The sequence below is a fragment of the Pseudomonas sp. AS2.8 genome, from assembly GCF_014190935.1.
Classification (GTDB): Bacteria; Pseudomonadota; Gammaproteobacteria; order Pseudomonadales; family Pseudomonadaceae; genus Chryseomonas.
In genome coordinates, this window is sequence record NZ_JACHVV010000002.1 from 1,050,735 (window position 1) to 1,072,915 (window position 22,181).

The 22,181-nt window shown below is 67.9% G+C and carries 19 protein-coding genes; 10 read left to right on the top strand and 9 right to left on the bottom strand.

All coding sequences use genetic code 11. The features are described from left to right. The first annotated feature begins 122 nt into the window (after positions 1-122). The 3 genes from FHR73_RS11780 to FHR73_RS11790 all read left to right on the top strand — a co-directional run bounded on the left by FHR73_RS11780 (position 123) and on the right by FHR73_RS11790 (position 7,365). Positions 123-3,140, top strand: coding sequence for a cellulose biosynthesis protein BcsC (locus FHR73_RS11780; RefSeq protein ID WP_183631292.1), 3,018 nt, complete (start codon positions 123-125; stop codon positions 3,138-3,140). A gap of 227 nt (positions 3,141-3,367) precedes the next feature. After that, positions 3,368-4,696 (top strand): bifunctional DedA family/phosphatase PAP2 family protein, encoded by a 1,329-nt coding sequence (locus tag FHR73_RS11785; protein ID WP_183631294.1) that lies wholly within the window; start codon positions 3,368-3,370, stop codon positions 4,694-4,696. 101 nt (positions 4,697-4,797) lie between these two features. Beyond that, complete coding sequence (locus FHR73_RS11790; protein ID WP_183631296.1) at positions 4,798-7,365, top strand: ATP-binding protein; 2,568 nt, start codon at positions 4,798-4,800, stop codon at positions 7,363-7,365. A gap of 30 nt (positions 7,366-7,395) precedes the next feature. On the opposite strand, the gene bfr is transcribed toward FHR73_RS11790, so the two are convergent. The 6 genes from bfr to FHR73_RS11820 all read right to left on the bottom strand — a co-directional run bounded on the left by bfr (position 7,396) and on the right by FHR73_RS11820 (position 12,429). Further along, entirely contained in the window at positions 7,396-7,893 is a 498-nt protein-coding gene (gene bfr, locus FHR73_RS11795; protein ID WP_007159675.1) for a bacterioferritin, read from the bottom strand. Positions 7,894-8,013: 120 nt separating this feature from the next. Then, entirely contained in the window at positions 8,014-8,904 is an 891-nt protein-coding gene (locus tag FHR73_RS11800; RefSeq protein ID WP_183631298.1) for a PA4780 family RIO1-like protein kinase, read from the bottom strand. 149 nt (positions 8,905-9,053) lie between these two features. Continuing rightward, on the bottom strand, positions 9,054-9,986 hold the full coding sequence (locus FHR73_RS11805; protein ID WP_183631300.1) for a biotin-dependent carboxyltransferase family protein: 933 nt from the start codon (positions 9,984-9,986) through the stop codon (positions 9,054-9,056). Further along, positions 9,983-10,660: a 5-oxoprolinase subunit PxpB gene (gene pxpB, locus FHR73_RS11810; RefSeq protein ID WP_183631307.1), complete on the bottom strand. Its 678-nt coding sequence runs from the start codon at positions 10,658-10,660 to the stop codon at positions 9,983-9,985. The genes FHR73_RS11805 and pxpB overlap by 4 nt, the downstream gene beginning before the upstream one ends. Continuing rightward, positions 10,657-11,403 (bottom strand): 5-oxoprolinase subunit PxpA, encoded by a 747-nt coding sequence (locus tag FHR73_RS11815; protein ID WP_183631309.1) that lies wholly within the window; start codon positions 11,401-11,403, stop codon positions 10,657-10,659. Before FHR73_RS11815 ends, pxpB begins: the two co-directional genes overlap by 4 nt. Positions 11,404-11,508: 105 nt before the next feature. Next, positions 11,509-12,429, bottom strand: a complete 921-nt coding sequence (locus FHR73_RS11820) for a LysR family transcriptional regulator (protein ID WP_027597217.1) — start codon at positions 12,427-12,429, stop codon at positions 11,509-11,511. 272 nt (positions 12,430-12,701) lie between these two features. Here FHR73_RS11820 and FHR73_RS11825 point away from each other — a divergent pair, with 272 nt between their 5' ends. From FHR73_RS11825 to FHR73_RS11855, 7 genes are all read left to right on the top strand, one after another. Further along, entirely contained in the window at positions 12,702-13,409 is a 708-nt protein-coding gene (locus tag FHR73_RS11825) for a DUF969 domain-containing protein (RefSeq protein WP_183631311.1), read from the top strand. After that, positions 13,406-14,356 carry a DUF979 domain-containing protein gene (locus FHR73_RS11830; RefSeq protein WP_007159682.1) on the top strand — a complete coding sequence of 317 codons (951 nt, stop codon included), beginning with the start codon at positions 13,406-13,408 and terminating at the stop codon, positions 14,354-14,356. The genes FHR73_RS11825 and FHR73_RS11830 overlap by 4 nt, the downstream gene beginning before the upstream one ends. A gap of 8 nt (positions 14,357-14,364) precedes the next feature. Then, on the top strand, positions 14,365-15,003 hold the full coding sequence (gene pcp / locus FHR73_RS11835; RefSeq protein WP_183631313.1) for a pyroglutamyl-peptidase I: 639 nt from the start codon (positions 14,365-14,367) through the stop codon (positions 15,001-15,003). A 79-nt stretch (positions 15,004-15,082) separates the two neighbouring features. Then, positions 15,083-16,432, top strand: a complete 1,350-nt coding sequence (locus tag FHR73_RS11840; protein ID WP_183631315.1) for an MATE family efflux transporter — start codon at positions 15,083-15,085, stop codon at positions 16,430-16,432. Between the two features lie 64 nt (positions 16,433-16,496). After that, entirely contained in the window at positions 16,497-16,634 is a 138-nt protein-coding gene (locus FHR73_RS11845; protein WP_183631317.1) for a hypothetical protein, read from the top strand. A gap of 120 nt (positions 16,635-16,754) precedes the next feature. Continuing rightward, positions 16,755-17,300, top strand: coding sequence for a hypothetical protein (locus FHR73_RS11850; RefSeq protein ID WP_183631319.1), 546 nt, complete (start codon positions 16,755-16,757; stop codon positions 17,298-17,300). Positions 17,301-17,586: 286 nt separating this feature from the next. After that, positions 17,587-18,627 (top strand): acyltransferase, encoded by a 1,041-nt coding sequence (locus tag FHR73_RS11855; protein ID WP_133863140.1) that lies wholly within the window; start codon positions 17,587-17,589, stop codon positions 18,625-18,627. A 150-nt stretch (positions 18,628-18,777) separates the two neighbouring features. Here the strand turns inward: FHR73_RS11855 and FHR73_RS11860 are convergent, their stop codons facing one another. The 3 genes from FHR73_RS11860 to secD are packed head-to-tail and all read right to left on the bottom strand — an operon-like array spanning position 18,778 to position 22,149. Next, positions 18,778-19,305, bottom strand: a complete 528-nt coding sequence (locus FHR73_RS11860) for a glycine zipper 2TM domain-containing protein (RefSeq protein ID WP_183631321.1) — start codon at positions 19,303-19,305, stop codon at positions 18,778-18,780. Between the two features lie 59 nt (positions 19,306-19,364). Then, on the bottom strand, positions 19,365-20,270 hold the full coding sequence (gene secF, locus FHR73_RS11865) for a protein translocase subunit SecF (protein WP_183631323.1): 906 nt from the start codon (positions 20,268-20,270) through the stop codon (positions 19,365-19,367). A 10-nt stretch (positions 20,271-20,280) separates the two neighbouring features. After that, a complete protein-coding gene (gene secD, locus FHR73_RS11870) occupies positions 20,281-22,149 on the bottom strand; it encodes a protein translocase subunit SecD (protein WP_183631325.1) in 1,869 nt (622 codons plus the stop codon). Positions 22,150-22,181: the final 32 nt, after the last annotated feature.

Below are 22,181 nucleotides of genomic sequence, written 5' to 3' on the forward strand. Positions count from 1 at the left end.
GGGAATCATCCGCGGCTGTATTTGCCGTTCAGCTTGCGTTCAGCTATTCCCTAATAGCCGAAATCGTTCCAGCTCTGCGCCAGGTGCTGCAGCGACGCCTACCAGCCTTCACGGAAAGAACCATGCCCAAGCACCTCACCTTGTCCCTTGGTCTGCTCGCCCTGCTGATCCATGCCGACGCGACCTGGGCCGCCGCTGCCGACGCCGCGCCGACCGCGGCCGCCGTCCAGGCGCTGGAAGCCCAGCTGAAGAAGACGCCCCAGGATCCGGATGCCCTGGGCAAGCTGGGCAGTGCCCGCCTGGCGCAGCAGCGCTGGACCGATGCCGAGCAGCTGCTGACCCAGGCCGTGCAGAAAGGCGGCAAGACCTGGCAGCCGGCGCTGGACGAGGCGCGCTACCACCACCTGCTGGAACGCGCCCACGCGGCCGAGAACAAGCGCGAGCTGGACCAGGCGCGGGATCTCAGCGTGGAAGCTATCCGCCTGAAGCCCGAAGCGGTCGAGGCGCAGCTGTTCCTCGCCGGCATCCAGAGCCAGAAGCGCCAATGGGAACTGGCCGAGGCCACCTACCGCCAGGTGCTGATGCGCGAGCCGGCCAACGTCGACGCCTACTATGGGCGCATCGCCGCGCTCAACGAGCTGGGCCGCACCGAAGAAGCCCTGCAACTCACCAAGAATCTGCAGCCGAGCGCCAAGAACCCGGTCAAGGGCCTGGATCGCCTGCGCGCCGGCCAGGCCATGCAGGAAGCCGAAGCCGCCGAGGCGCGGGGCGACCTGCAGGGTGCCTCGCGCCTGCTGGAACAGGCACGCCAGGAGTCCCCGGAGGATCCCTGGCTACGCCTGGCCCAGGCCCGCCTGGAGGTCCGTCAGGGCCGGCCGCGCGCCGCCCGCGACCTGGTGGACAGCCTGGTCAAGGATGGCGCCCAGCGCCCCGAGGTGCTCTATGCGAGCGCCCTGCTGTCCAACGAGCTGGGTGAATACCCGCGCGCCATGCAGACCCTGATGCGCATTCCCCAGGCGCAGCGTTCGCCCGACATGAACGCCCTGGCCGCGCGCATCACCTTCAACGAACAACTGGCCGAGACCGTGGCCCTGGCCAAGCAGGGTCGCCGCGAGGAAGCGCGCAGCCTGATGCAGCGCTTGGAAGCCCGCGCCGGTCGCAATCCGGATCTGATCGGCGACCTGGCCGAGGCCTTCGCCACCGCCGGCGATCCCGAGCACGGCCTGGCCCTGCTCAAGCCGATGATCACCGGCGATACCCGCCCGGCGCCCGCCATGCAGCTGCACTACGCCAGCATCCAGCTGCAGCTGAACCAGGACCAGACCGTGGGCAACGTCCTGCGCGACCTGCAGGGCGTGGTGCTCGACAGCGGCGAGAAGCAGCAGTACGACGACCTCCTCGCCCGCTACCGCATCCGCCAGGCCGATCGCCTCACCGACCAGGGCAAGCTGGCCGCCGCCTACGACACCCTGGCCCCGGCGCTTAAGGCCCGTCCCGACGACAAGGCCGCCCAGGCCGCCCTGGCGCGCATGTACCTGGCCAGCGGCGACACCCAGAAGGCCCGCCAGCTCTATCGCGACGTGCTCAGCGACCAGCCGAAGGACGCCGAGCTCTATCTGGGCGCCGCCGAAATCGCCGCCAAGTCCCAGGACAGCGTCACCGCCCGCCAGTATCTGGACCAGGCGGTCAAGCTCGGCCAGAGCGATCCCCTGGTGCTGCGCCGCGCCGCCCTGCTCTACCGCGACATCGGCATGGCCGGCACTGCCACCGGCCTGCTGGAACAGGTGGTGCAGGTGGAGCGCAAGGATCGCGAATCCGCGGCCCGCGCCGCCGGCGCCAGCGACAACCCCTTTGCCGCCCTGCCCGGGCAGACCCGCAGCGATGACGCCCTGGCCGCCGTTCCGGCCGCCGCGGGTGGCAACGCCGGCGGCGCCGACTACGCCTGGAGCGATCCGCTGCAGGCGCAGAAGGCCGCCAACAACCCCTTCAACGACCTGTCCGTGGTGCCCGCCCGCAGCCTGTCGAGCAGTCTGGCCACCGAGCAGATCCTCGGCCAGCTGCAGCGCGAGCGCAGCATCCGCATCACCCAGGGCCTCAGCGTACGCAGCTACGATCCCAGTGGCAGTTCGCGCCAGACTACCGTCAGCGCGCCGCTGGAGATCTCCTTTCCGGCCGGCGACCAGCGCCTGGCCGTGCGCGTCACCCCGACGCGGATCAACGACAGCAGCAGCGACGGCAGCCAGAAGGAAAACGGCGTGGCGGCGTCCATCGTCGTGGAAGACGCCGGGCGCGGACTCAAGGGCGACATCGGCGTCTCGCCGGTGGGCCTGAGATACAGTACCGTGGTTGGCGGCGCGACCCTGGAGCGCCCGCTGAGCAGCCTCAGCGAGAACCTGCTCTATGCCCTGAGCGTATCGCGCCGTTCGGTGACCGATTCCCTGGCGTCCTACGGCGGCATCCGCGATCCGCGTACCGGCCAGGAGTGGGGCGGCGTCACCGCCAACGGCGGCCTGGCGCGGCTGAGATACGACGACGGTCGCTACGGCTCCTACATCTATGGCGCGGCCCATCGCCTGACCGGCCACGACGTCAAGGACAACGACCGCTTCGAGATCGGCACCGGCGTCTACTACTACCTGCGCAATGGCCCGGACAGCCTGTTCACCGTGGGCCTCTCGGCCACCGCGATCGGCTACGACAACAACCAGAACCACCTGACCTACGGTCATGGCGGCTACTTCAGTCCGCAGCGCTACTTCGCCATCGGCGTGCCTCTGGTGTGGGCGCAGCGGGGCGATCTCTGGGCCTACCAGGTGCAGGGCATGCTGGGCGTGCAGACCATTCGCCAGGACGCCGCGGATCGCTATCCGGACGACGCTGCCCTGCAGGCCGCCGCAGAAGCCGCCGGCGAAGGCCAGTACGGCAGCAAGAGCAAGACCGGCGTGGCCTACAGCCTCTCCGCCAATGGCGAATACCGCCTCAGCGGGCAGTTCGCCCTGGGCGGTCGCCTGGGCCTGGACAATTCCCAGGACGAGCGCGACGTCAACGGCAACCTCTATCTGCGCTACTTCTTCGAAGAGCAGGAAGGCCGACCGCAACTCTCGCGGCCGCAGCCCTACCGCTCGCGCAACGAGGAATAAGCAAGAGGCCCGCACCCGCGGGCCTTTTTTCTTGGTCTGCGGATGTCGGCCAGTCACCCTCCCGCCTTTCGACAAACCCCGCCACAGTTATGGGTCTGGGAAATTCCCGAGCGCGATTTACAATCCCCCAGCCCCGAGGCGTTGCGTCTCGATCCGCGTCCTTGAGGCAACCAAGGCTTTCCCCATGGGTCTGAGGACGCAACCCCCAGCCCCCAGGAAGCCTTTCGATGACGGAACTGCTAGACGGCCTGACCCAGTGGATCAACCAGCACCACCAGTGGCTGGGCGTGGCCATCTTCATCATCTCCTTTCTCGAGTGCCTGGCCCTGGCCGGGCTGGTGGTACCCGGCACGGTGATCCTGTTCGCCGTGGCCGTCGCCGCCGGCAATGGCGCGCTCAACCTCTTCGATACCCTGCTGCTGGGCTTTCTCGGCGGCATCCTTGGCGATGCAGTGTCCTATTTCATCGGTCGGCGCTTCCATGAAGGCATCCGCCGCCTGCCCGGACTGCGCAGCCATCCGGAATGGATCGGCTCGGCCGAGGGTTTCATCCACAGATACGGCATAGCCAGTCTGCTGGTGGGTCGCTTCATCGGTCCGCTGCGCCCGCTGCTGCCGCTGATCGCCGGCATGCTCGACATGCCCCTGGTCAAATTCGTCAGCGTCAGCCTGGTGGCCGCCGCGGGCTGGTCCATCGCCTATCTCGGCCCGGGCTGGGTGACCGGCGCGGCCTTCCGCCTGCCGCTGCCGGAGGGCTTCTGGCAACAGGCCGGCATCGTCTTCGGTGGCGCGGCGGTGCTGCTGACGGTGGTGGCCCATGGCGCCTGGCGCGAGCGCGCCGGCACCACCCTGATCAGCGGCGCCCTCTGCCTGGCCGGGCTGCTGGCCCTGCTGTTCGGCTGGCACCATCTGCGCGCCTTCGACGAAGGCCTGATGGCGCTGGTCCAGGAGCATCGCGAAGGCTGGCTCAACCTGGTCGCCGTGGTCATCACCCGCATGGGCGATTTCCGCACCCAGCTGATCCTCGCCGCCGTGCTGATCCTGGTACTGGCCGCCTACCGCCAGTGGCGCCCGCTGCTGTTCGCCCTGGGCACCACCCTGGGGACCGCCCTGGCCAACGGCCAGTTGAAGAATCTGCTGGCCCGCGCCCGCCCCGACGTGCTCGCCGAGCCGCTGACCACCTACAGCCTGCCCAGCGGCCACAGCTCGGCCTCCTTCGCCTTCTTCCTGACCCTGGGCATCCTTGTCGGCCGCCGCTATGGTCCGCGCGGGCGCCTCGCCTGGCTGGTGATCGCCGCGCTGCCGGCGATACTGATCGCCCTCAGCCGCGTCTACCTGGGCGTGCACTGGCCCACCGACATCCTCGCCGGTGCCCTGCTCGCCGGCGGTTTCTGCGGCCTGAGCCTGGCGCTGTTGCAGAAGACCGGTGGCAATCGCCTGGAGCCGATCCCGACGCGGACCTGGTGGGTGCTGCTGCCGCTGGTGGTGCTGGTGCTGGCCTTCGCCGCCGGCTGGGCCCTGCCAGAGGCCATCGAGCGCTATGCGCCCCGGCTGTAAGGGCGTGGCGAACCAAAAAATCCGCTCAGGGTCCTGCAGTTCCGCGTCCCTTGTGGTCTGAACGCCTGGGATTGCAGAAGTGGCCGGGGGAGGCACGATAGATGGCAGCGCAGATTGCCGACTGGAACGAACTGGACTTTCTCGCCGGCGGCGGCGAGATGGGCGCCCGGTTGCGCACCCACGACTGGTCGGATTCGCCCCTGGGCCCGCCGTCGCAGTGGCCGCAATCGCTGCGCTCGGCACTGAGCATCTGCCTGAATTCCAGCTTTCCCACCGCCATCTACTGGGGCCCCGACCTGCTGCTGCTCTACAACGACGCCTGGGCACCGATTCCTGCGGAGCGGCACCCCTGGGCCCTCGGCCGTCCCGCCCAGGAGGTCTGGGAGGACATCTGGCCGGTGGTCGGACCGCAGTTCGGGCAGGTTCTGAGCAGCGGCCAGGGCTTTTCGGTGTTCGACCAGTTGCTGCCGATGGTGCGCCAGGGTGTGGTCAGCGAGACCTACTGGAACTACAGCTTCACGCCGATTCGCGGTGAAGGCGGCGAGATCGCCGGGATCTTCAACCAGGGCCACGAGACCACCCAGCGCATCCTCGACGAGCGCCGGCGCGCCGCCGAGGCCGCGCGTCAGCGGCGGATGTTCGAGCAGGCGCCCGGCTTCGTCGCCATCGTGCGCGGGCCGGAGCATGTCTTCGACTTCGTCAACGTCGCCTACAGCCGCCTGTTCGATGGCCGGCCCCGCGAAGGCCTCACGGTGCGCGAGGTCTTTCCCGAGTTGCAGAATCAGGGCTATTTCGAGTGGCTGGAGCAGGTCTATCGCAGCGGTCGCCGCTTCGTCGCCGAGCACCAGCCCCTGCGTCTGGAGACCGCGGGCGAACCGGTCCGCACCCTGTACCTGGATTTCATCTACGAACCCCTGACCGACGAAGCCGGCCAGGTGATCGGCATCTTCTGCCAGGGGCAAGACGTCACCGAAGCCCATCTGGCCCGGGCCGCCCTGGAAGCGAGCGAGCGGCGCTTTCGCACCGCGCTGGAAATCGAAACGGTGGGCGCCCTCTGCTTCGATGCCGAGGGCAGGCTGATCGACGCCAATGACGCCTTCCTGCGCATGAGCGGCCATGACCGCGGTGATCTGGCCGCCGGGCGCATCGCCTGGCCCGCACCGCTGCTGCCCCGCGCCGACGCTCAGGTGCCGCCCGAGGAACGCAGCTATCGGCGCCGCGACGGCTCGACCGGCTGGGCCCTGGTGGCCGCCAAGCGCCTGCCGGATGGCAGCGCCTTCGAATTCCTGGTCGACATCAGCGACCGCAAGCAGGCCGAAGCCGAGTTGCGCGAGGAAACCCGCACCCTGGAGGCTCTCAAGCGCATCGATACGGAACTGGCCAGCCAGCTGGATCTGGCACACCTGGTGCAGACCGTGACCGATGCCGGCGTGGAACTGACCGGAGCGGCTTTCGGCGCCTACTTCCATCAACGCCATGAAGAAGGTGGCGGACGCCTGCAGCGCTTCACCCTGTCCGGCGTCGAGCGGGACCTTTTCGAGCAGATTGGAGAATCCGCCGCCACCGCCCTGTTCGTCACCACCCTGGGCAGCGCGGGCGTGGTCCGCAGTGATGACCTGACGAGCGATCCCCAGCTCGGCCACGCCCTGGCGCCGCAAGGCAGCCGCGCGGGCCAACTGCCGGTGCGCAGCTATCTAGCCGTCGCGGTGGTGGCCCGTAGCGGCGCGGTGCTGGGCGGACTGGGCTTCGGCCATCCCGAACCGGGCCGCTTCAACGCCCGCCATGAACGCCTGATGGTCGCCCTGGCCGCTCGCGCGGCCATCGCCATCGAGCAGGCGCAGTTGTTCCAGGCGGTGCGTACCGCCAACGAGACCCTCGAACAGCGCGTCATCGAACGCACCGCCGAACTGACCCAGGCGCAGCAGGCGCTGCATCAGGCGCAGAAGATGGAGGCCATCGGCCAGTTGACCGGCGGCATCGCCCATGACTTCAACAACCTGCTGGCCGGCATCATCGGCAGCCTGGAGCTGATCGAGCTCCGTCTGCAGCAGCAGCGGACCGACCAGCTCGACCGGCTGCTCGGTGGCGCCCAGGCCTACGCCGCCCGCGCCGCCTCCCTGACCCAGCGCCTGCTGGCCTTTTCCCGGCGGCAGACGCTGGAACCCAAGCCCACCGACGTCAACGAGCTGATGCTGGCCATGGAAGAGCTGATCCGCCGCAGCGTCGGCCCGGCGATCGAGGTCCAGGCCGAACCGGCGGAGCCGCTCTGGCCGACGGTGATCGATGCGGTGCAACTGGAAAGCGCCCTGCTCAACCTGGCGATCAATGCCCGGGATGCCATGCCCCAGGGGGGGCGGCTGCGGCTGTCCACGGCCAATCTGCCCAAGGACGCGCCCGAGCGACCGGACGATCTGCCTGCCGGAGACTATGTGAGGGTCAAGGTGAGCGACACCGGGACCGGCATCGCGCCGGAGATCCTGGAGCGGATCTTCGATCCCTTCTTCACCACCAAGCCGCCGGGTCAGGGCACCGGACTGGGCCTGTCGATGGTGCATGGCTTCGTGCACCAGTCGGGTGGCGAGATCCAGGTCGACACCACGCCGGGCGTGGGTACCTGCATCTCGCTCTATCTGCCACGGGCGCCGGAGGGTGACACCCGCACGTCCTGAGCAACGCCTGGCGGCGCCGCTCGGCCGACCTCAGAGGCCGGCGCCATGGGGCGTGGTGCCGCCCTTCATCTGCGATTGCAGGTAGTTCTGCAGGCCGATCTTGTCGATCAGGCCCAGCTGCTGCTCCAGCCAGTAGGCGTGGTCTTCCTCGGTGTCTTCCAGCTGCACCACCAGGATCTCGCGGGTCACGAAGTCCTTGTGCTGGTTGCACAGGGCCACGCCCTGGGCCAGGGCTTCCCGCACCTCGTACTCCAGCGCCAAGTCGGCGCGCAGCATCTCCGGCACGGTCTGGCCGACGGTGATGGCGTTGGGACGCATGTCCGGCGTGCCTTCGAGGAACAGGATGCGGCGCAGCAGCGCATCGGCGTGCTGGGTCTCCTCTTCCATCTCGTGGCCGATCCGCTCGTACAGGCGCATCAGGCCCCAGTCCTCGTACATCCGCGAGTGGATGAAGTACTGGTCGCGCGCCGCCAGCTCGCCGCGCAGCAGCTGGTTGAGGTAGTTGATGACGTCCGGATGGCCTTGCATGAAAAGAGTCCTGTGCTGTTCAGTGCCCAGTTTAGCGCGCTGGCGCCCAGAGGACGCCGTTCATCGCCCGACCACTGGGGCCGTTCGTCTCATCGCAGCGCTAATCGTTCTGCTTCACGATCAGCTTAGCCAGGGCGGCGGCGGCTCCTCCCGCACGCTGGGTTCGTCCTGTTCACGGCGCGCCGCCTGGCGGCGCTCCTCGTCACGCCGGGCCGCCTCGATCTCGCGCATCACCGCATGGACATCGGCCTGGTCTTCGCGCTCGACGAATTCGCCGGTCAGGCGGGTATTGGCGAACAACTCGCCCTTCTCGAACAGCGCCCACATTTCCGGCGCATAGCGGGTGTTGCGCAATTCCGGGGCGAAGCGGCCGAAATACAGCGCCATGTTTTCCACGTCCCGCGCCAGCAGGCGGAAGGCGTGGTTGTTGCCGGCGGCATCCACCGCCTGGGGCAGGTCGATGATGACCGGACCGTCCTCGGCCAGCAGCACGTTGAATTCGGAAAGGTCGCCGTGGACCAGGCCGGCGCAGAGCATGCGCACGATCTGCCCGATCATCAGCTCGTGATAGCGCAGCGCTTCCTCGGCAGTGAGGGTCACGTCATTGAGCCGCGGGGCGGCTTCGCCATTGCCATCGGTGACCAGGTCCATCAGCAGCACGCCGTCGAGGAAGTCGTGGGGCTTGGGCACCCGTACCCCGGCGTCGGCCAGGCGATAAAGCGCCGTCACCTCGGCGTTCTGCCAGTTGTCCTCGCGCTCGCGCCGACCGAACTTGGAGCCCTTGGCCATGGCGCGGTTTTCCCGACTGCCACGCACCTTGCGCCCCTCCTGGTACTCGGCGGCCTGCCGGAAGCTGCGCTTGTCGGCCTCCTTGTAGACCTTGGCGCAGCGTACCTGGCTGCCGCAGCGCACCACGTAGACCGCCGCTTCCTTGCCACTCATCAGGGGCCGTATCACCTCATCGACCAAGCCGTCCTCGATCAGCGGCTCGATGCGTTTGGGAGTTTTCATCGCCGGTTCCAGCTCCTTCTTGTCGGTCGTCACAGCGGACGTGTGACGCAAGTTTCAAGCCAGACGCCGAGAAAGGGAAGTCGGCGTCGTCCTTGAGCGTGCGACTCATCGAAGCGGACAAGATTCCTCGGCCGTGACCGACTGCGTGCTCAACCCCCGAAGAAGGCCAGGAAACGCCGCCACTCGGCCTGGGCGACGGCCAGCTCCACCGGGGCGAAACGTACCTCGTGATGGGCCGGACACTGGGCCAGGCGGGCCAGGTCCAGCGGATGGATGAAGCCCAGCAGCGGATAGCCGCCCATGGTCTGGCGATCGGCCATGAGCACGATGGGCTGGCCATCGGGCGGCACCTGGATGGCTCCGGTCACCACCCCCAGCGACCATTGGCGACGTGGGGGTGCCAGGGACACCTCCCCGGCCAGGCGGATGCCCATGCGATCGGATTGCGGACTGATCCGCCAGGGCTGCGTGAAGAACGCCTGCTGCTGCGCCGGTCCGAAGGCCTCGGCGTCGCCGCCGAGGATCACCCGCAGCGTCGGCACCGCGCGATAGTCCGGCACGAAGCGCGCGGCCGGACCGCACCCCTGGGCATGCAGCGCGCTCACCGCCGCGCAGGCCAGCCGCTGACCGGCTGCCAGGGGCGCGCCGCTGCCCTCCAGCCCGCCCAGGCCTTCGCGTCGATTGCTGGCCACGCTACCCAGGGTCGCCGGCGCCTGGAAACCGCCACCGGCGGCGGCCAGGTAGGCGCGCTGCCCGGCCTGGGCGAAGCCCAGGCGCAGCCGCGCGCCAGCCTGCACCGGAAAGCACGACCAGGCCGGCAGGGGCTCGCCGTCCAGGCGGGCGTCCAGCGGCGCGCCGGTCAGCGCCAGCCAGGTAGCGGTCTCGATCTCGAATTCGGCACCGCCCAGGGCGATCTCCAGCAGCGGCGCCGTTACCGGATTGCCCACCAGGCGATTGGCCCAGCGCGCGGCATGGCCGTCCATGGGTCCCGAAGGGGCCACGCCCAGGTGTTGCCAGCCCTGGCGTCCCAGGTCCTGCAACAGGGTCAGGGGACCGGACTTGATGACCTGCAACCCTGTCATGGCTGACCTCCCTGGGCGCGAAAGGCCGCTTCGTCGACGGGCACGAAGCGCACCCGATCACCGGGTGCCAGCAGGCACGGCGGCTCGGCCTGGGCGTCGAAGACCGTCCACAGGCAGCGACCGATGAGATTCCAGCCGCCCGGCGAGGCCTGCGGATAGACCGCGGTCTGGCGCTCGGCGATGGCCAGGCTGCCGGCGGGCACGCCGGTGCGCGGCGTGCTGCGCCGAGGCAGCGCCAGGCGCTCGTCCAGCTCGCCGAGAAAGGCGAAGCCGGGCATGAAGCCGATGGCGCCCACCTGATAGTCGTGACCGCTGTGCAGGGCGATGACCTCGCGCTCGCTCAGGCCACAGCGCTCGGCCACCTCAGCCAGATCGGGCCCGGCATAGAGGGTCGGCACCTGGTGCAGCCGCCCGCCCTCGCCCGCCTGAGCGGCGCCCGGCCAGTCGGCCAGCAGGGGGTCGAGGCCGGCCTGCAACTCGGTCAGGGTCAGTTGCAAGGGATCATAGTGCACCAGCAGGCTGGTCCAGCCCGCCACCAGATCGGTCACCGCCGGACCGAAGCGCCGGCGAATCCGTTCGCCCAGGCGGGCGATACGCGGGGGCAGCTCGGCATCGGGATGTTCGGCCAGTTCGAGCAGCAGCGCCGCGACGCCAAAGGGTTTGCCGACGATCATAGGGCGTCCAGCGCGGCGCGCAGCCGCCGCAGCACCGCCAGGGATTCGGCATTGTCGCCATGCACGCAGAGGCTGTCGGCCTGCAGCCGCATGGGTTGGCCATCGAAGCCGGGAAAGTCTTCGCCACGGGCGATGGCGACGGCCTGGGCGAGGATGCGTTCGGGATCGTGATGGACGGCGCCGGCCTGGCCACGCGGAGCCAGGGAGCCGTCGGCCAGATAGGCGCGATCGGCGAAGGCTTCCAGCAGCAGCGGCACCCCGGCGGCCTCGGCCAGCCGGCGCTCGCGGTCATTGTCGGCCTTGGCCAGCACCATCAGCGGCAGTCCCTGGCGATAGCGAGCGCAGGCGGAGAGCGCGGCGCTCAGCAGGGCATCGTCCTTGACCAGGGCGTTGTAGAGGGCGCCATGGGGCTTCACGTACTCGACGCGCACGTCGGCGGCGCGGCAGAAGGCGTCCAGGGCGCCGATCTGGTAGAGGATCATGGCTTCCACCTCGGCCGGGGTGCAGGCCATGGGCCGCCGGCCGAAGCCCACCAGATCGGGATAGGCCGGGTGGGCGCCGATCTGCACGCCGTTGGCCACCGCCAGGGTCACGGCGCGCTGCATGGTCAGGGGATCGGCGGCGTGGAAGCCGCAGGCCAGGTTGGCCTGGTCGACCAGGGGAATGGCATGGGCATCGTCGCCCATGGACCAGGCACCGTAGCTTTCACCGGAATCGCAATTGAGCAGCAGGCGAGCGGGCATGACAGGATCCTCTGAGAAGGTAGCTCGAGTGTCGGAAAGCCGGAGCGCCGCTGTCCAACAAAAGATTCCGGGCGCTGGCGATAAGAAGCTGTAGCAACATCGGGGCTAGACCAGCACCGGCAAGGCGCGCTCCGGGCCCAGGCGGGTGCACCAGTCGGCCACCACCGTCTGGCTCAGGGCCACCACCGCCTCGCTCAGCGCGAGGCCGGCGCCACCGTGCCAGCTGGCCTGGACATCGAAGGGCGGCGGGCCGGCCAGCGGCAAGGGCATGAGACTGCCGCGGGCCAATTCCTCGATCACCAGGGCCGGCGGCAGGGCGCCGATGCCGAAGCCCTCGCCCATCAGCTTGATGATGGCCGCCACCGAATTGATGCAGCAGACCCGCGGCTCGGCGATGCCCTCGCGCTGCAAGAGGCCGAGGATGTCCTGGTGCGGGCGCGAATGGCGGGAAAAGGTGATCAGGCGCTCGCCCGCCAGTTCGGCGAGATTGGCATAGGGCCGCGCCAGATGGCTGTCGCTGGCCACCAGCCAGCGCACCGGATAGCTGGCGAGGTGCAGGTTGCGGATGCCCTCGGCGCGCAGGAGATCGGTCTGGAAGATCAGGTCGAGCTGCCCCCGCGCCAGTTGCTCGGCCAGATTCAGTGCCGTGTCGGCAGTCAGCTCCAGCTCGATGGCCGGATAGGTCTGGGTGACCGCGGCGATCAGCTGGTCCAGCCAGCTGTGGATCACCGTATCCATCACCCCGATGCGCAGGCGACCCTCCAGGGTCTGGCCATGGCCCAGGGCCTCGTGCAGCTCGCGCTGGGTGGCCAGCATCCGCTCGGCGTAGCCCAGTACCCGATGGCCCTCGGCGGTCAGGCTCACGCCGCGGGAATCGCGCAGGAACAGTTGCACGCCCAGTTCGCTCTCCAGCACGGCGATGCGACTGGAAATGGCCGCCTGGGTGGTGGACAGCTTTTCCGCCGTCAGGCGGAAACTGCCCAGGCGGGCGACCCAGACGAAGGTATCGAGAAAGCGCAGATTCATGGGGACCTCGACAAGGCTATCCTGCCACTTTACCCCCACCAGCAGCCTTGTCTGCCCCGCTTTTCCCTATCGGCGGCGAACAGTTTTATTTGCTGGACGCCACCTCCACCGGCGGCGAAAGATGCCAGCCGGCGCCACGTCAAAGGACGCCCGACAACAATAACGAGCCGTGCCACGGGCACTGCCTGGATCAGCCGAAGCCGCTCGCGGCTTCCCATTGTCCGCCGCACCGTCTGCCCGGAGCGCGGTGGACCCGCTGGAGACATCCACCTATGCAAACCACCGTCAACCTCTGGCCGCTGCTGGGCGTGCTGGTCATCGTGGTCGGCTTCGTGCTGAGGTTCAATCCGCTGCTGGTGGTCGCCCTGGCCGCCGTGGCCACCGGGATCGCCGCCCAGTTCAGCCCCGAGGCGCTGCTCGCCGCCATCGGCACCGGCTTCATCAAGGCGCGCGCCCTGCCGCTGATCATCCTGCTGCCGCTGGCGGTGATCGGCCTGCTCGAACGCCATGGCCTGCGCCTGCATGCGCAGAACTGGATCGCGCGCTTTCGCAACGCCACCGTGGGCCGCCTGCTGATCTTCTACCTCTTCGTCCGCGAGACCACCGCCGCCCTGGGGCTGACCAGCCTCGGCGGCCATCCGCAGATGGTGCGGCCGCTGCTGGCGCCCATGGCCGAAGGCACAGCCGAAAAACGCCATGGCCGCCTGCCCGAGGCCCTGCGCCAGCGGCTGCTGGCCTTTTGCGCCGCCACCGACAATGTCGGTCTGTTCTTTGGCGAGGATATCTTCGTCGCCTTTGGCGCCATCGCCCTGATGCACACCTTCCTGCTCGGCGCCGGACTCGATGTCGAACCCCTGCACATCGCCCTCTGGGGCATTCCCACCGCGCTTTGTGCCTTCTTCATCCACGCCCTGCGCCTGCACCGCTTCGATCGCCAGCTCTATCGCGAGCTGACCGCGAACCGGGAGGTACGGCCATGATCCTGTCGATCCAGTACCTGTTCTGGCTGGCCGGCGCCATCCTGGCGCTGACCGCGGTCATGACTCTGGCCGATCGTCAGCATCCTAAGCGCTGGACCAGCGGCCTGTTCTGGGGCCTGTTCAGCCTGGTGTTCCTGATCGGCGATCGCCTGCCGCCGGCCTGGGTGGGCGCCGGGGTGCTGCTGATGGCGGTGCTGGCCGGCTGCGGCGCGGTGGGCAGCGGGCATCACGTGACTCGTCCCGAACGCGAAACCCGCGCCAGCGCCGGCCGCCTGGGCAATCGCCTGTTCATTCCGGCCCTCGCCATTCCGGTGGTGACGGTGATCGGCAGCGTGCTGCTCAAGGACGTGCAGATCGCCGGCCTGCCGCTGCTCGACCCCAAGAACGTCACCTTCGTCTCCCTCGGCCTGGGCGCCCTGGTGGCCCTGGCGCTGGCCTGCTGGCTGACCCGTGACACGCCGATCCAGGCGATGCGCGAATCGCGCCGCCTGACCGATGCCCTGGGCTGGTCGCTGGTGCTGCCCCAGGCCCTGGCCATGCTCGGCCTGGTCTTCACCGACGCCGGCGTCGGCAAGGCGGTGGCGCACCTGGCCACCGCCTACGTGGCCCTCGACCTGCGCCTGGTGGCGGTGGTGGTTTATGTGGTGGGCATGGCCGCCTTCACCGTCATCATGGGCAACGGATTCGCCGCCTTCCCGGTGATGACCGGCGGCATCGGCGTGCCGGTGCTGGTGGGCGTCTACCACGCCGATCCGGCGGTGATGGCCGCCATCGGCATGTTCTCCGGCTACTGCGGCACCCTGATGACGCCCATGGCGGCCAACTTCAACATCGTCCCGGCGGCCCTGCTGGAACTGGATGACAAGAACGCCGTGATCAAGGCCCAGGTCCCCACCGCCCTGGCGGTGCTGGCCTGCAACGTGGTGCTGCTCTATCTGCTGATGTGAGGTATCCCATGACCCTGCTGCTCACCGGTTTCGCACCCTTTGGCGGCGAGACCCTCAACCCCTCCTGGGAAGCCGTGCGCCAGCTGGATGGCGAGCGCCTCGGCGACCTGACCGTGGTCGCGGCGCAGCTGCCGACCGAATTCGGCGCCGCGCTCCGGGTGCTGGATGAGCTGCTCGAGCGGCATCGCCCGACCCTGGTGGTGGCGGTCGGCCAGGCCGGTGGGCGGGCCGAACTGTCGCTGGAGCGCATCGCCATCAACGTCGACGATGCCCGCATCCCCGACAATGCCGGACGCCAGCCGATCGACGAGCCGGTGGTGGCCGGCGGCCCCGCCGCCTACTTCAGCACCCTGCCGATCAAGGCCATGACCCGGGTCCTGCGCGACGCCGGCATCCCCGCGGCGGTGTCCCAGACCGCTGGCACCTTCGTCTGCAACCACGTCTTCTATGGCCTGCAGCATCGCCTGCAGGGCAGCGGGGTACGCGGCGGCTTCATCCACATCCCCTACCTGCCGGCCCAGGCCGCACACCAGCCCGGGGCGCCGTCCATGGCGCTGGAGACCCTGGTCGCCGGCCTGCGCCTGGCGCTCACCTGCGCGGCGACCACCCAGGCGGACCTGCGCGAAGGCGGCGGCCAACTGGACTGACACCCGCAGGCGCTGCGGCGGAGGACCAGTCAGTCCGGCTGGCCTACAATGCGCCCTCCGCCGCCGCTGCGATTAGCCCATGTCCACCCTGCTTGCCGACTGGCGTCATCCCCTGCTGCACCGCCGCGTCTGGGCCCTGGCCGCGCCGATGATCCTGTCCAATCTCAGCGTGCCGCTGGTGACCCTAGTCGACAGCGCCATCGCCGGCCATCTGCCGGAGGCCCGCCAGCTCGCCGCGGTGGCCATGGGCGGCGCCTTCTACACCGCCCTGCTCGGCATCCTCGGCTTCCTGCGCATGGGCACCACCGGCTTCGCCGCCCAGGCCAGCGGCCGCCGCGACGGCGCCGCGCTGCGCCAGATCCTCCTGCAGGCCGGCTTGCTGGGGCTGGGGTTGTCGGTGCTCCTGCTGCTGGCCGCCAGCCTGGCGCTGGAGCCGTTGCTCGCCTGGCTCGGCCTGGATCCCGCCTTCGCCGACCTGGCCGCGCGCTTCCTGCACCTGCGCCTGCTCGGCCTGCCCGCGGCGCTGCTCAGCTACGCGGTGATCGGCTGGCTGCTCGGTACCCAGGATGCGCGCACGCCGCTGGTGCTGCTGCTCACCACCAATGTCCTGAACCTGCTGCTGGTGACCGGCTTCGTACTCGGCCTCGGCGCCGGGGTGCAGGGCATCGCCCTGGCCTCGGTGCTGGCGGAATGGAGCGGCATGCTGCTCGGCCTCTGGCTGGTGCTGCGTCGCCTGCGGCTGTGGCCGGGCCGGATCGACCGCCCGGCGCTGCGCCGCCTCGCCAGCTGGCAACCGCTGCTGGCGGTCAATCGCGACATCTTCATCCGCTCCCTGGCGCTGCAGGCGGTGTTCCTGCTGTTCGCCGCCCAGGGCGCCCAGCTGGGCGAGACCACGGTGGCGGTCAACGCCCTGCTGCTCAACGGCCTGCTGGTCACTGCCTTCGCCCTCGACGGCCTCGCCCATGCGGTGGAGGCCCTGGCCGGCCATGCCCTGGGCGCCCGCGAGGGCGCCACCCTGCGCCGGGTGCTGGTGATCGCCGGCGGCTGGTCGCTGCTGGCCAGCCTCGGCTTCGCCGTGGCCTTCGCCCTGGGCGGCGATCTCTTCGTCGCCCTGCAGAGCGACATTGCCGCGGTACGCCAGGAGGCTCACGCCTACCTGCCCTATCTGGCCGTGCTGCCGCTGATCGCCATGGTCAGCTACCTGCTGGATGGCCTCTTCATCGGCGCCACCCGCGCCCGGGAGATGCGCAACTCGATGCTGCTGGCCCTGCTGCTGGCGCTGCCGCTCGGCGGCTTGCTGCGCGGCCTCGGCAATCACGGCCTGTGGCTGGCCTTTCTTGCCTTCATGGCCCTGCGCGGCCTGATCTCTGCACTGCTCGCCTGGCGCCTGGCCCGCCGCGAAGGCTGGCTCAGCGACACCAGCGCCTGACGGTGCGGAACCGCCGGGTCGGCGCTCCCCTCAAAGTCGGACATCCCCTGCCGAGAGCGCTGCCATGAGCGAAGACACCCGCGATCAGGAACCCCTGGACACCCCTACCGACGGCGACGACGTCCCCGAGCACCAGAAGCCGGAAAATCTGGAAAAGCTCAAGGATTACGGCAAGGACCAGATTCCGCCCGGCATCGCCTGACGCCAACCCTGAACCTCTCGACAAAAGCCGTCGACAGCGGTGGCAAAGCCCCGGCGGAGCTCTTAGCATCCGTCGGGTTGAGTGGGCCTGCGGGCCTTCGTGAAGGGAATCCGGATCACCATGACCGTCAGGTCCTACCTGTCGCCTCTCCTTGCGCCCCTGTTGGCGCTGCTGGTGCTCGTCCCCGCGCCGGCCCACGCCGTGGACGGCTACGCCGGGATCGCCTTCGGCACCGACCAGAAAGCCTTTCTGGCGAAAAAGCTCTGCACCTTCCAGCCGCGCAAGATCGATGTGGTCGGCGTCGAGTATTTCGAATGCGCTGACCTGACCTTCGCCGGTGAAAAGGTCGAGGCCGGCGCCTTCTTCATCGATGGCCGCTTCCTACGCCTGTCCATCGTCACGCCCCTGGCGCAATCCTTCCTGATCGCCGAAGGCCTAACCCAGAAGTACGGCAAACCCTCCTCCCAGTCGTCGGCCGCCGCCTTCGAGCGTCTGACCCAGGACGACGACGCCCAGGCCTATCTGGCCTTCGATCACGACACCGTCTTCTACAAGTTCAGCGCCCAGGCGGCGCGCAAGAAGCAGGTCCTGCTGATCTATACCTCGCCGCGCTACGAGCCCCTGCTCAAGGAGAAGCAGCTGCAGTTCGTCAAAGATTCTCTCTAAATATCCGGTTACAGCTCGTCGGACAATTGCCCCTCGGGCGGCCAAAGTGTTGTCCCGTTCACGTATGGCCGGAAACAAGCCATGAACAATGGCAGATAGCCACGGTCAGAACGCGGGCAAGGAGCCCCTTCCTGTAACCGGCTACTTACGGACGTCGTTCCTTCGGGAGTCCTACCATGACCGAACCTGTCGCAACGCGCGCCCTGGCGCCGCAGCGTCCCTGCTTTCGTTTGCCCCAGTGCTTTGGCCTCAGCTGCACAGGTTCTCTTTTGAAAAGGATCATTCAATGAACACTCGCAATCTCTGGGTCGACTATGCCAAAGCCATAGGCATCGTGCTGGTCGTCTATGGCCATGTCGTCCGCGGCCTGCTCAACGCCGGCATCCTGCAGGACGCCGAATTCCACGGCCTGGTGGACAGCGTCATCTACAGCTTCCACATGCCGCTGTTCTTCTTCCTCTCCGGCCTGTTCTTCTACAACTCCTTCGTCAAGCGCGGCACCGGCGGCCTGCTGGTCAACAAGATCGACACCATCGTCTATCCCTTCCTGGTCTGGTCGCTGCTGCAGGGTTCGGTGGAGGCGCTGATGTCGCGCTACACCAATGGCGGTGTCAGCTTCAGCGAAGTCCTGACGGTCTGGGAGCCACGCCAGCAGTTCTGGTTCCTCTATGCACTGTTCCTGGTGTTCTGCCTGGCCATGCTCGCCTATCGCTGGGCCAAGCCGCTGGCCTTCTTTGCCGTGTTCGCCTTTGGCGCCCTGGTCTATCTGTTCCAGAACGCCGGCCCGGAAGACTTCTTCTTCACCTTTACCGCGCAGAACTTCGTGTTCTTCGCCTTCGGTGTCTGGTTCAACAACTTCAAGCAGGCCATCGAGGAGCAGGCCGGTCGCGTGATGCTGGGCTCGGGTCTGCTGTTCGTGGTGCTCGAATACTGGTTCCACGGCCTGCTGGGCCTGGTCTACACCGATCGTGGCCTGGCCACCCTGGTCCTGGCGCTGAACGGCATCGTCTTCGTCAGCGCCACCTGCATGGTGCTGGCGCAGCGGCCGCTGCAGTGGGTACTCACCCTGGGGGCGCTGTCCATGCCGATCTATGTGATGCACGTGCTGAGCGGCAGTGGCGCCCGCATCATCCTCAGCAAGGGTCTGCACATCAACGACGGCCTGCTGCACATCGTCGCCGGTTGCGCCTTCGGCATCCTGGTGCCGGTGGCCATCGCCAAGCTGCTGGAAGCCCGCGGCATCAACGGTCTGTTCGAGGCGCCGGCGTGGATCTCCGCCCGGCGGTGGCTTCGGCCCAAAGCGGAAACCCCCCGTCCCGCCGTCTGAGTGACGGCGCCGGCCGGGGCGCTTCGTACGCCCGGCCGGAGCGACGGAGCGCTCGGAGTACCACGCAAGAGCCAACAAAAAACCCGCTACCAGTCACCTGGTAGCGGGTTTTTTTGGCTGAAGCCCTGGGGCTTCAGCCGCTGACGCGGATCACTGGCTGGCCAGCACCTGGCCGTTCTTCACTTCCAGTTGCTTGCCCGGCTCGTGGTCCATGCGGACCTGGCCGATCTTGCCATCCAGCAGGTACTTGACGTCATAGCCGACCACCTTGTCGCTGCTGTCGTTGACCGTGCTGCAGCGGGTCTGGCTGGTGGTGTAGGTGTCGCGGTTCTGCATGTATTCCTGACCCTTGTTGCCGGCGTAACCACCGCCGACGGCACCGGCGATGGTTGCCAGGGTCTTGCCGCTGCCATTGCCGACCTGGTTGCCCAGCAGACCACCAACGACCGCGCCTACGGCGGTCCCGGCGATCTGGTGTTGGTCCTGAACCGGCCGACGGTGAGTCACCGCGACCTCCTTGCAGACCTCGCGCGGGGTCTTGACCGTTTCCTTGACCGGCTGGACGGCGACGACCTCGGCGTACTGAGGCCCGCGGTCGACGAAACTGTACGCCACGGCGCCACCTGCGGTGGCGACGATGGCTCCCAGAACCGTACCTACGAGCATCGACTTGTTCACTACAACCTCCTGACTACTCTGTCATAGCGGGCACCTGGCCCTTCGCCATGCCTGGGACATCAGGGGCGGTCGTCGAGTTCCTTGGCCTGCGGCGGGATCAGATCCTCGCTCTTCAGATCCAGCCAGATCAGCACCACGTTGGCGATATAGATCGACGAGTAGGTACCGGCCAGCACGCCGATGAACAGCGCCAGGGAAAAGCCGAACAGGTTGTCGCCGCCAAAGAACAGCAGCGCCGCCACGGCCAGCAGGGTCGAGATCGAGGTCGCCAGGGTGCGCAGCAGGGTCTGGGTGGTCGAGACGTTGATGTTCTCGATCAGACTGGCCTTGCGCAGCACCCGGAAGTTTTCCCGCACCCGGTCGAACACCACGATGGTGTCGTTGAGCGAGTAGCCGATGATGGCCAGGACCGCCGCCAGCACCGTCAGGTCGAAGGTGATCTGGAAGAACGACAGCAGACCCAGGGTCACCACCACGTCGTGCACCAGGGAAATGATGGCGCCGACGGCGAACTTCCACTGGAAGCGGAAGGCCACGTAGACCAGCACGCTACCCAGGGCCAGCAGCATGCCCAGGCCGCCCTGGTCACGCAGTTCCTCGCCCACCTGCGGACCGACGAATTCGGTACGGGTCAGGGAGAAACGCTCGGTGCTCGCCTTCTGCAGCGCGCCGGTCACCTGCTGGCCCAGCTGCGGGTTGTCGCCCGGCATCCGTACCAGGACATCGGTGGTGGCGCCGAAGCTCTGCACCACCGCATCCTCGAAGCCGGCGCCCTGCAGTTGCTGACGGATCTTGCCGAGGTCGGCGGGCTGCTCGTAGCGCAGCTCGATCAGGGTACCGCCAGTGAAATCCAGGCCGAAGTTCAGCCCCTTGTAGAACCAGCTGAACAACGCCAGAACGGTCAGGAGCGCGGTGATGGCGAACGCGATATTGCGTACGCCCATGAAGTTGATGGTCTTTTTCATCGCCGCGTCCTCAAATCCACAGCTTCTTGACGTTCCGGCCGCCATAAATCAGGTTGACCATGGCACGGGTCACGAAGATGGCGGTGAACAGGGAGGTGAAGATACCCAGCGACATGGTCACGGCGAAGCCCTTGACCGGCCCGGTGCCCATGGCGAACAGGATGGCGCCCACCAGCAGGGTCGTCAGGTTGGAGTCCAGGATCGCCGTGAAGGCGCGGCTGAAGCCCTCATGGATGGCGCGCTGGATCGGCATGCCGTTGGCGATCTCTTCGCGGATCCGCGAGAAGATCAGCACGTTGGCGTCCACCGCCTGACCCATGGTCAGGACGATACCGGCGATACCCGGCAAGGTCAGGGTGGCATGCAGGATGGACATCAAGGCCATCAGCAAGACCATGTTGAAGCCCAGGGCGATGGTCGCCAGCAGCCCAAAGAAGCGGTAGATGGCGATCAGGAACAGCGAGACGAAGACCATGCCCCACAGCGAGGCATCGATACCCTTCTCGATGTTGTCGGCGCCCAGGCTCGGGCCGAGGGTGCGTTCTTCGGCGAAGTACATGGGTGCGGCCAGGCCACCGGCGCGCAGCAGCAGCGCCAGTTCCGAGGCCTCGCCCGAGCCGTTCAGGCCGGTGATGCGGAAGCTGTTGCCCAGGGCCGACTGAATGGTCGCCAGGCTGATTATGCGCCGCTCTTCCTCGAAGCCGGGCACCGCCACTTCCTTCTGCACGCCATCCACGGTCTGGGTGGTGTAGCGAGTGACCGGACGCTGCTCGATGAACACCACGGCCATGCTGCGGCCGACGTTGCTGCGGGTAGCGCGGTTGATCAGGTCGCCGCCATGGCCATCCAGGCGGATGTTGACCTGGGGCCGGCCGTTCTCGTCGAAGCTGGCCGAGGCGTCGGTGACCTGGTCACCGGTGATGATGACGTTACGCTCCAGCGGGACCGCCGGACGACCGGGCTCGCGGAATTCGAAGCTCTCGGTGGAAGCGCGCGGGGTGTCCGCAGTGGCGGCCAGGCGGAATTCCAGGTTGGCGGTCTTGCCGAGGATGCGCTTGGCTTCGGCGGTGTCCTGCACACCCGGCAGCTCGACCACGATGCGGTCGGCGCCCTGGCGCTGCACCAGCGGCTCGGCCACGCCCAGTTCGTTGACCCGGTTGCGCACCGTGGTCAGGTTCTGGGTGACGGCATAGTTGCGGATCTCGCGCAGCTTGGCCTCGGTCAGCTGCAGACGCAGCACCTGCAGGTCGCCACGGGTATCGGTGGTCAGCTCGAAATCGCTGTAGTTCTTGCGGATCAGGCTCTGCGCCTGTTGCAGGTCGGCGGCGTCGGTGAAGCCGAGCTGCAGGGCACCGTTCTGGTCGGGCATGCTGCGATAGCGCACCTTCTCGCGACGCAGCAGGGTTTTGACCTCATTGTCATAGACCTTCAGGCGCGCATCCACGGCCTTGTCCATGTCGACCGCCAGCAGGAAGTGCACACCGCCGGACAGGTCCAGGCCGAGCTTCATAGGGCTGGCGCCCAGCTTGCGCAGCCACTGCGGCGTGGTAGGGGCCAGGTTCAGGGCGACCACGAAGTCGTCGCCGAGGGTACGACGGACTACTTCCTGGGCCGGCAGCTGATCGTCGGCGCGCGTCAGGCGGATCAGCACCCGGCTGCCATTGGCGTTGAGATCACTGGACTTCACGGCGAGCTTCGCCTGCGCCAGGGCCGCGTCTACACGCTGGACCTCGGCGGGGGTCACCGCGCGTTCGGTGCTGGAAGCGCTGATCTGCAGGGCCGGATCGTCGGGGTACAGATTAGGAACCGAATAGATGGCGCCCACGACCAGTACGGCCAGGATCAGCAGGTACTTCCAGAGGGGATATTTGTTGAGCATGACACCGCCCGAGATAAAGGCGGGGCGCCTTG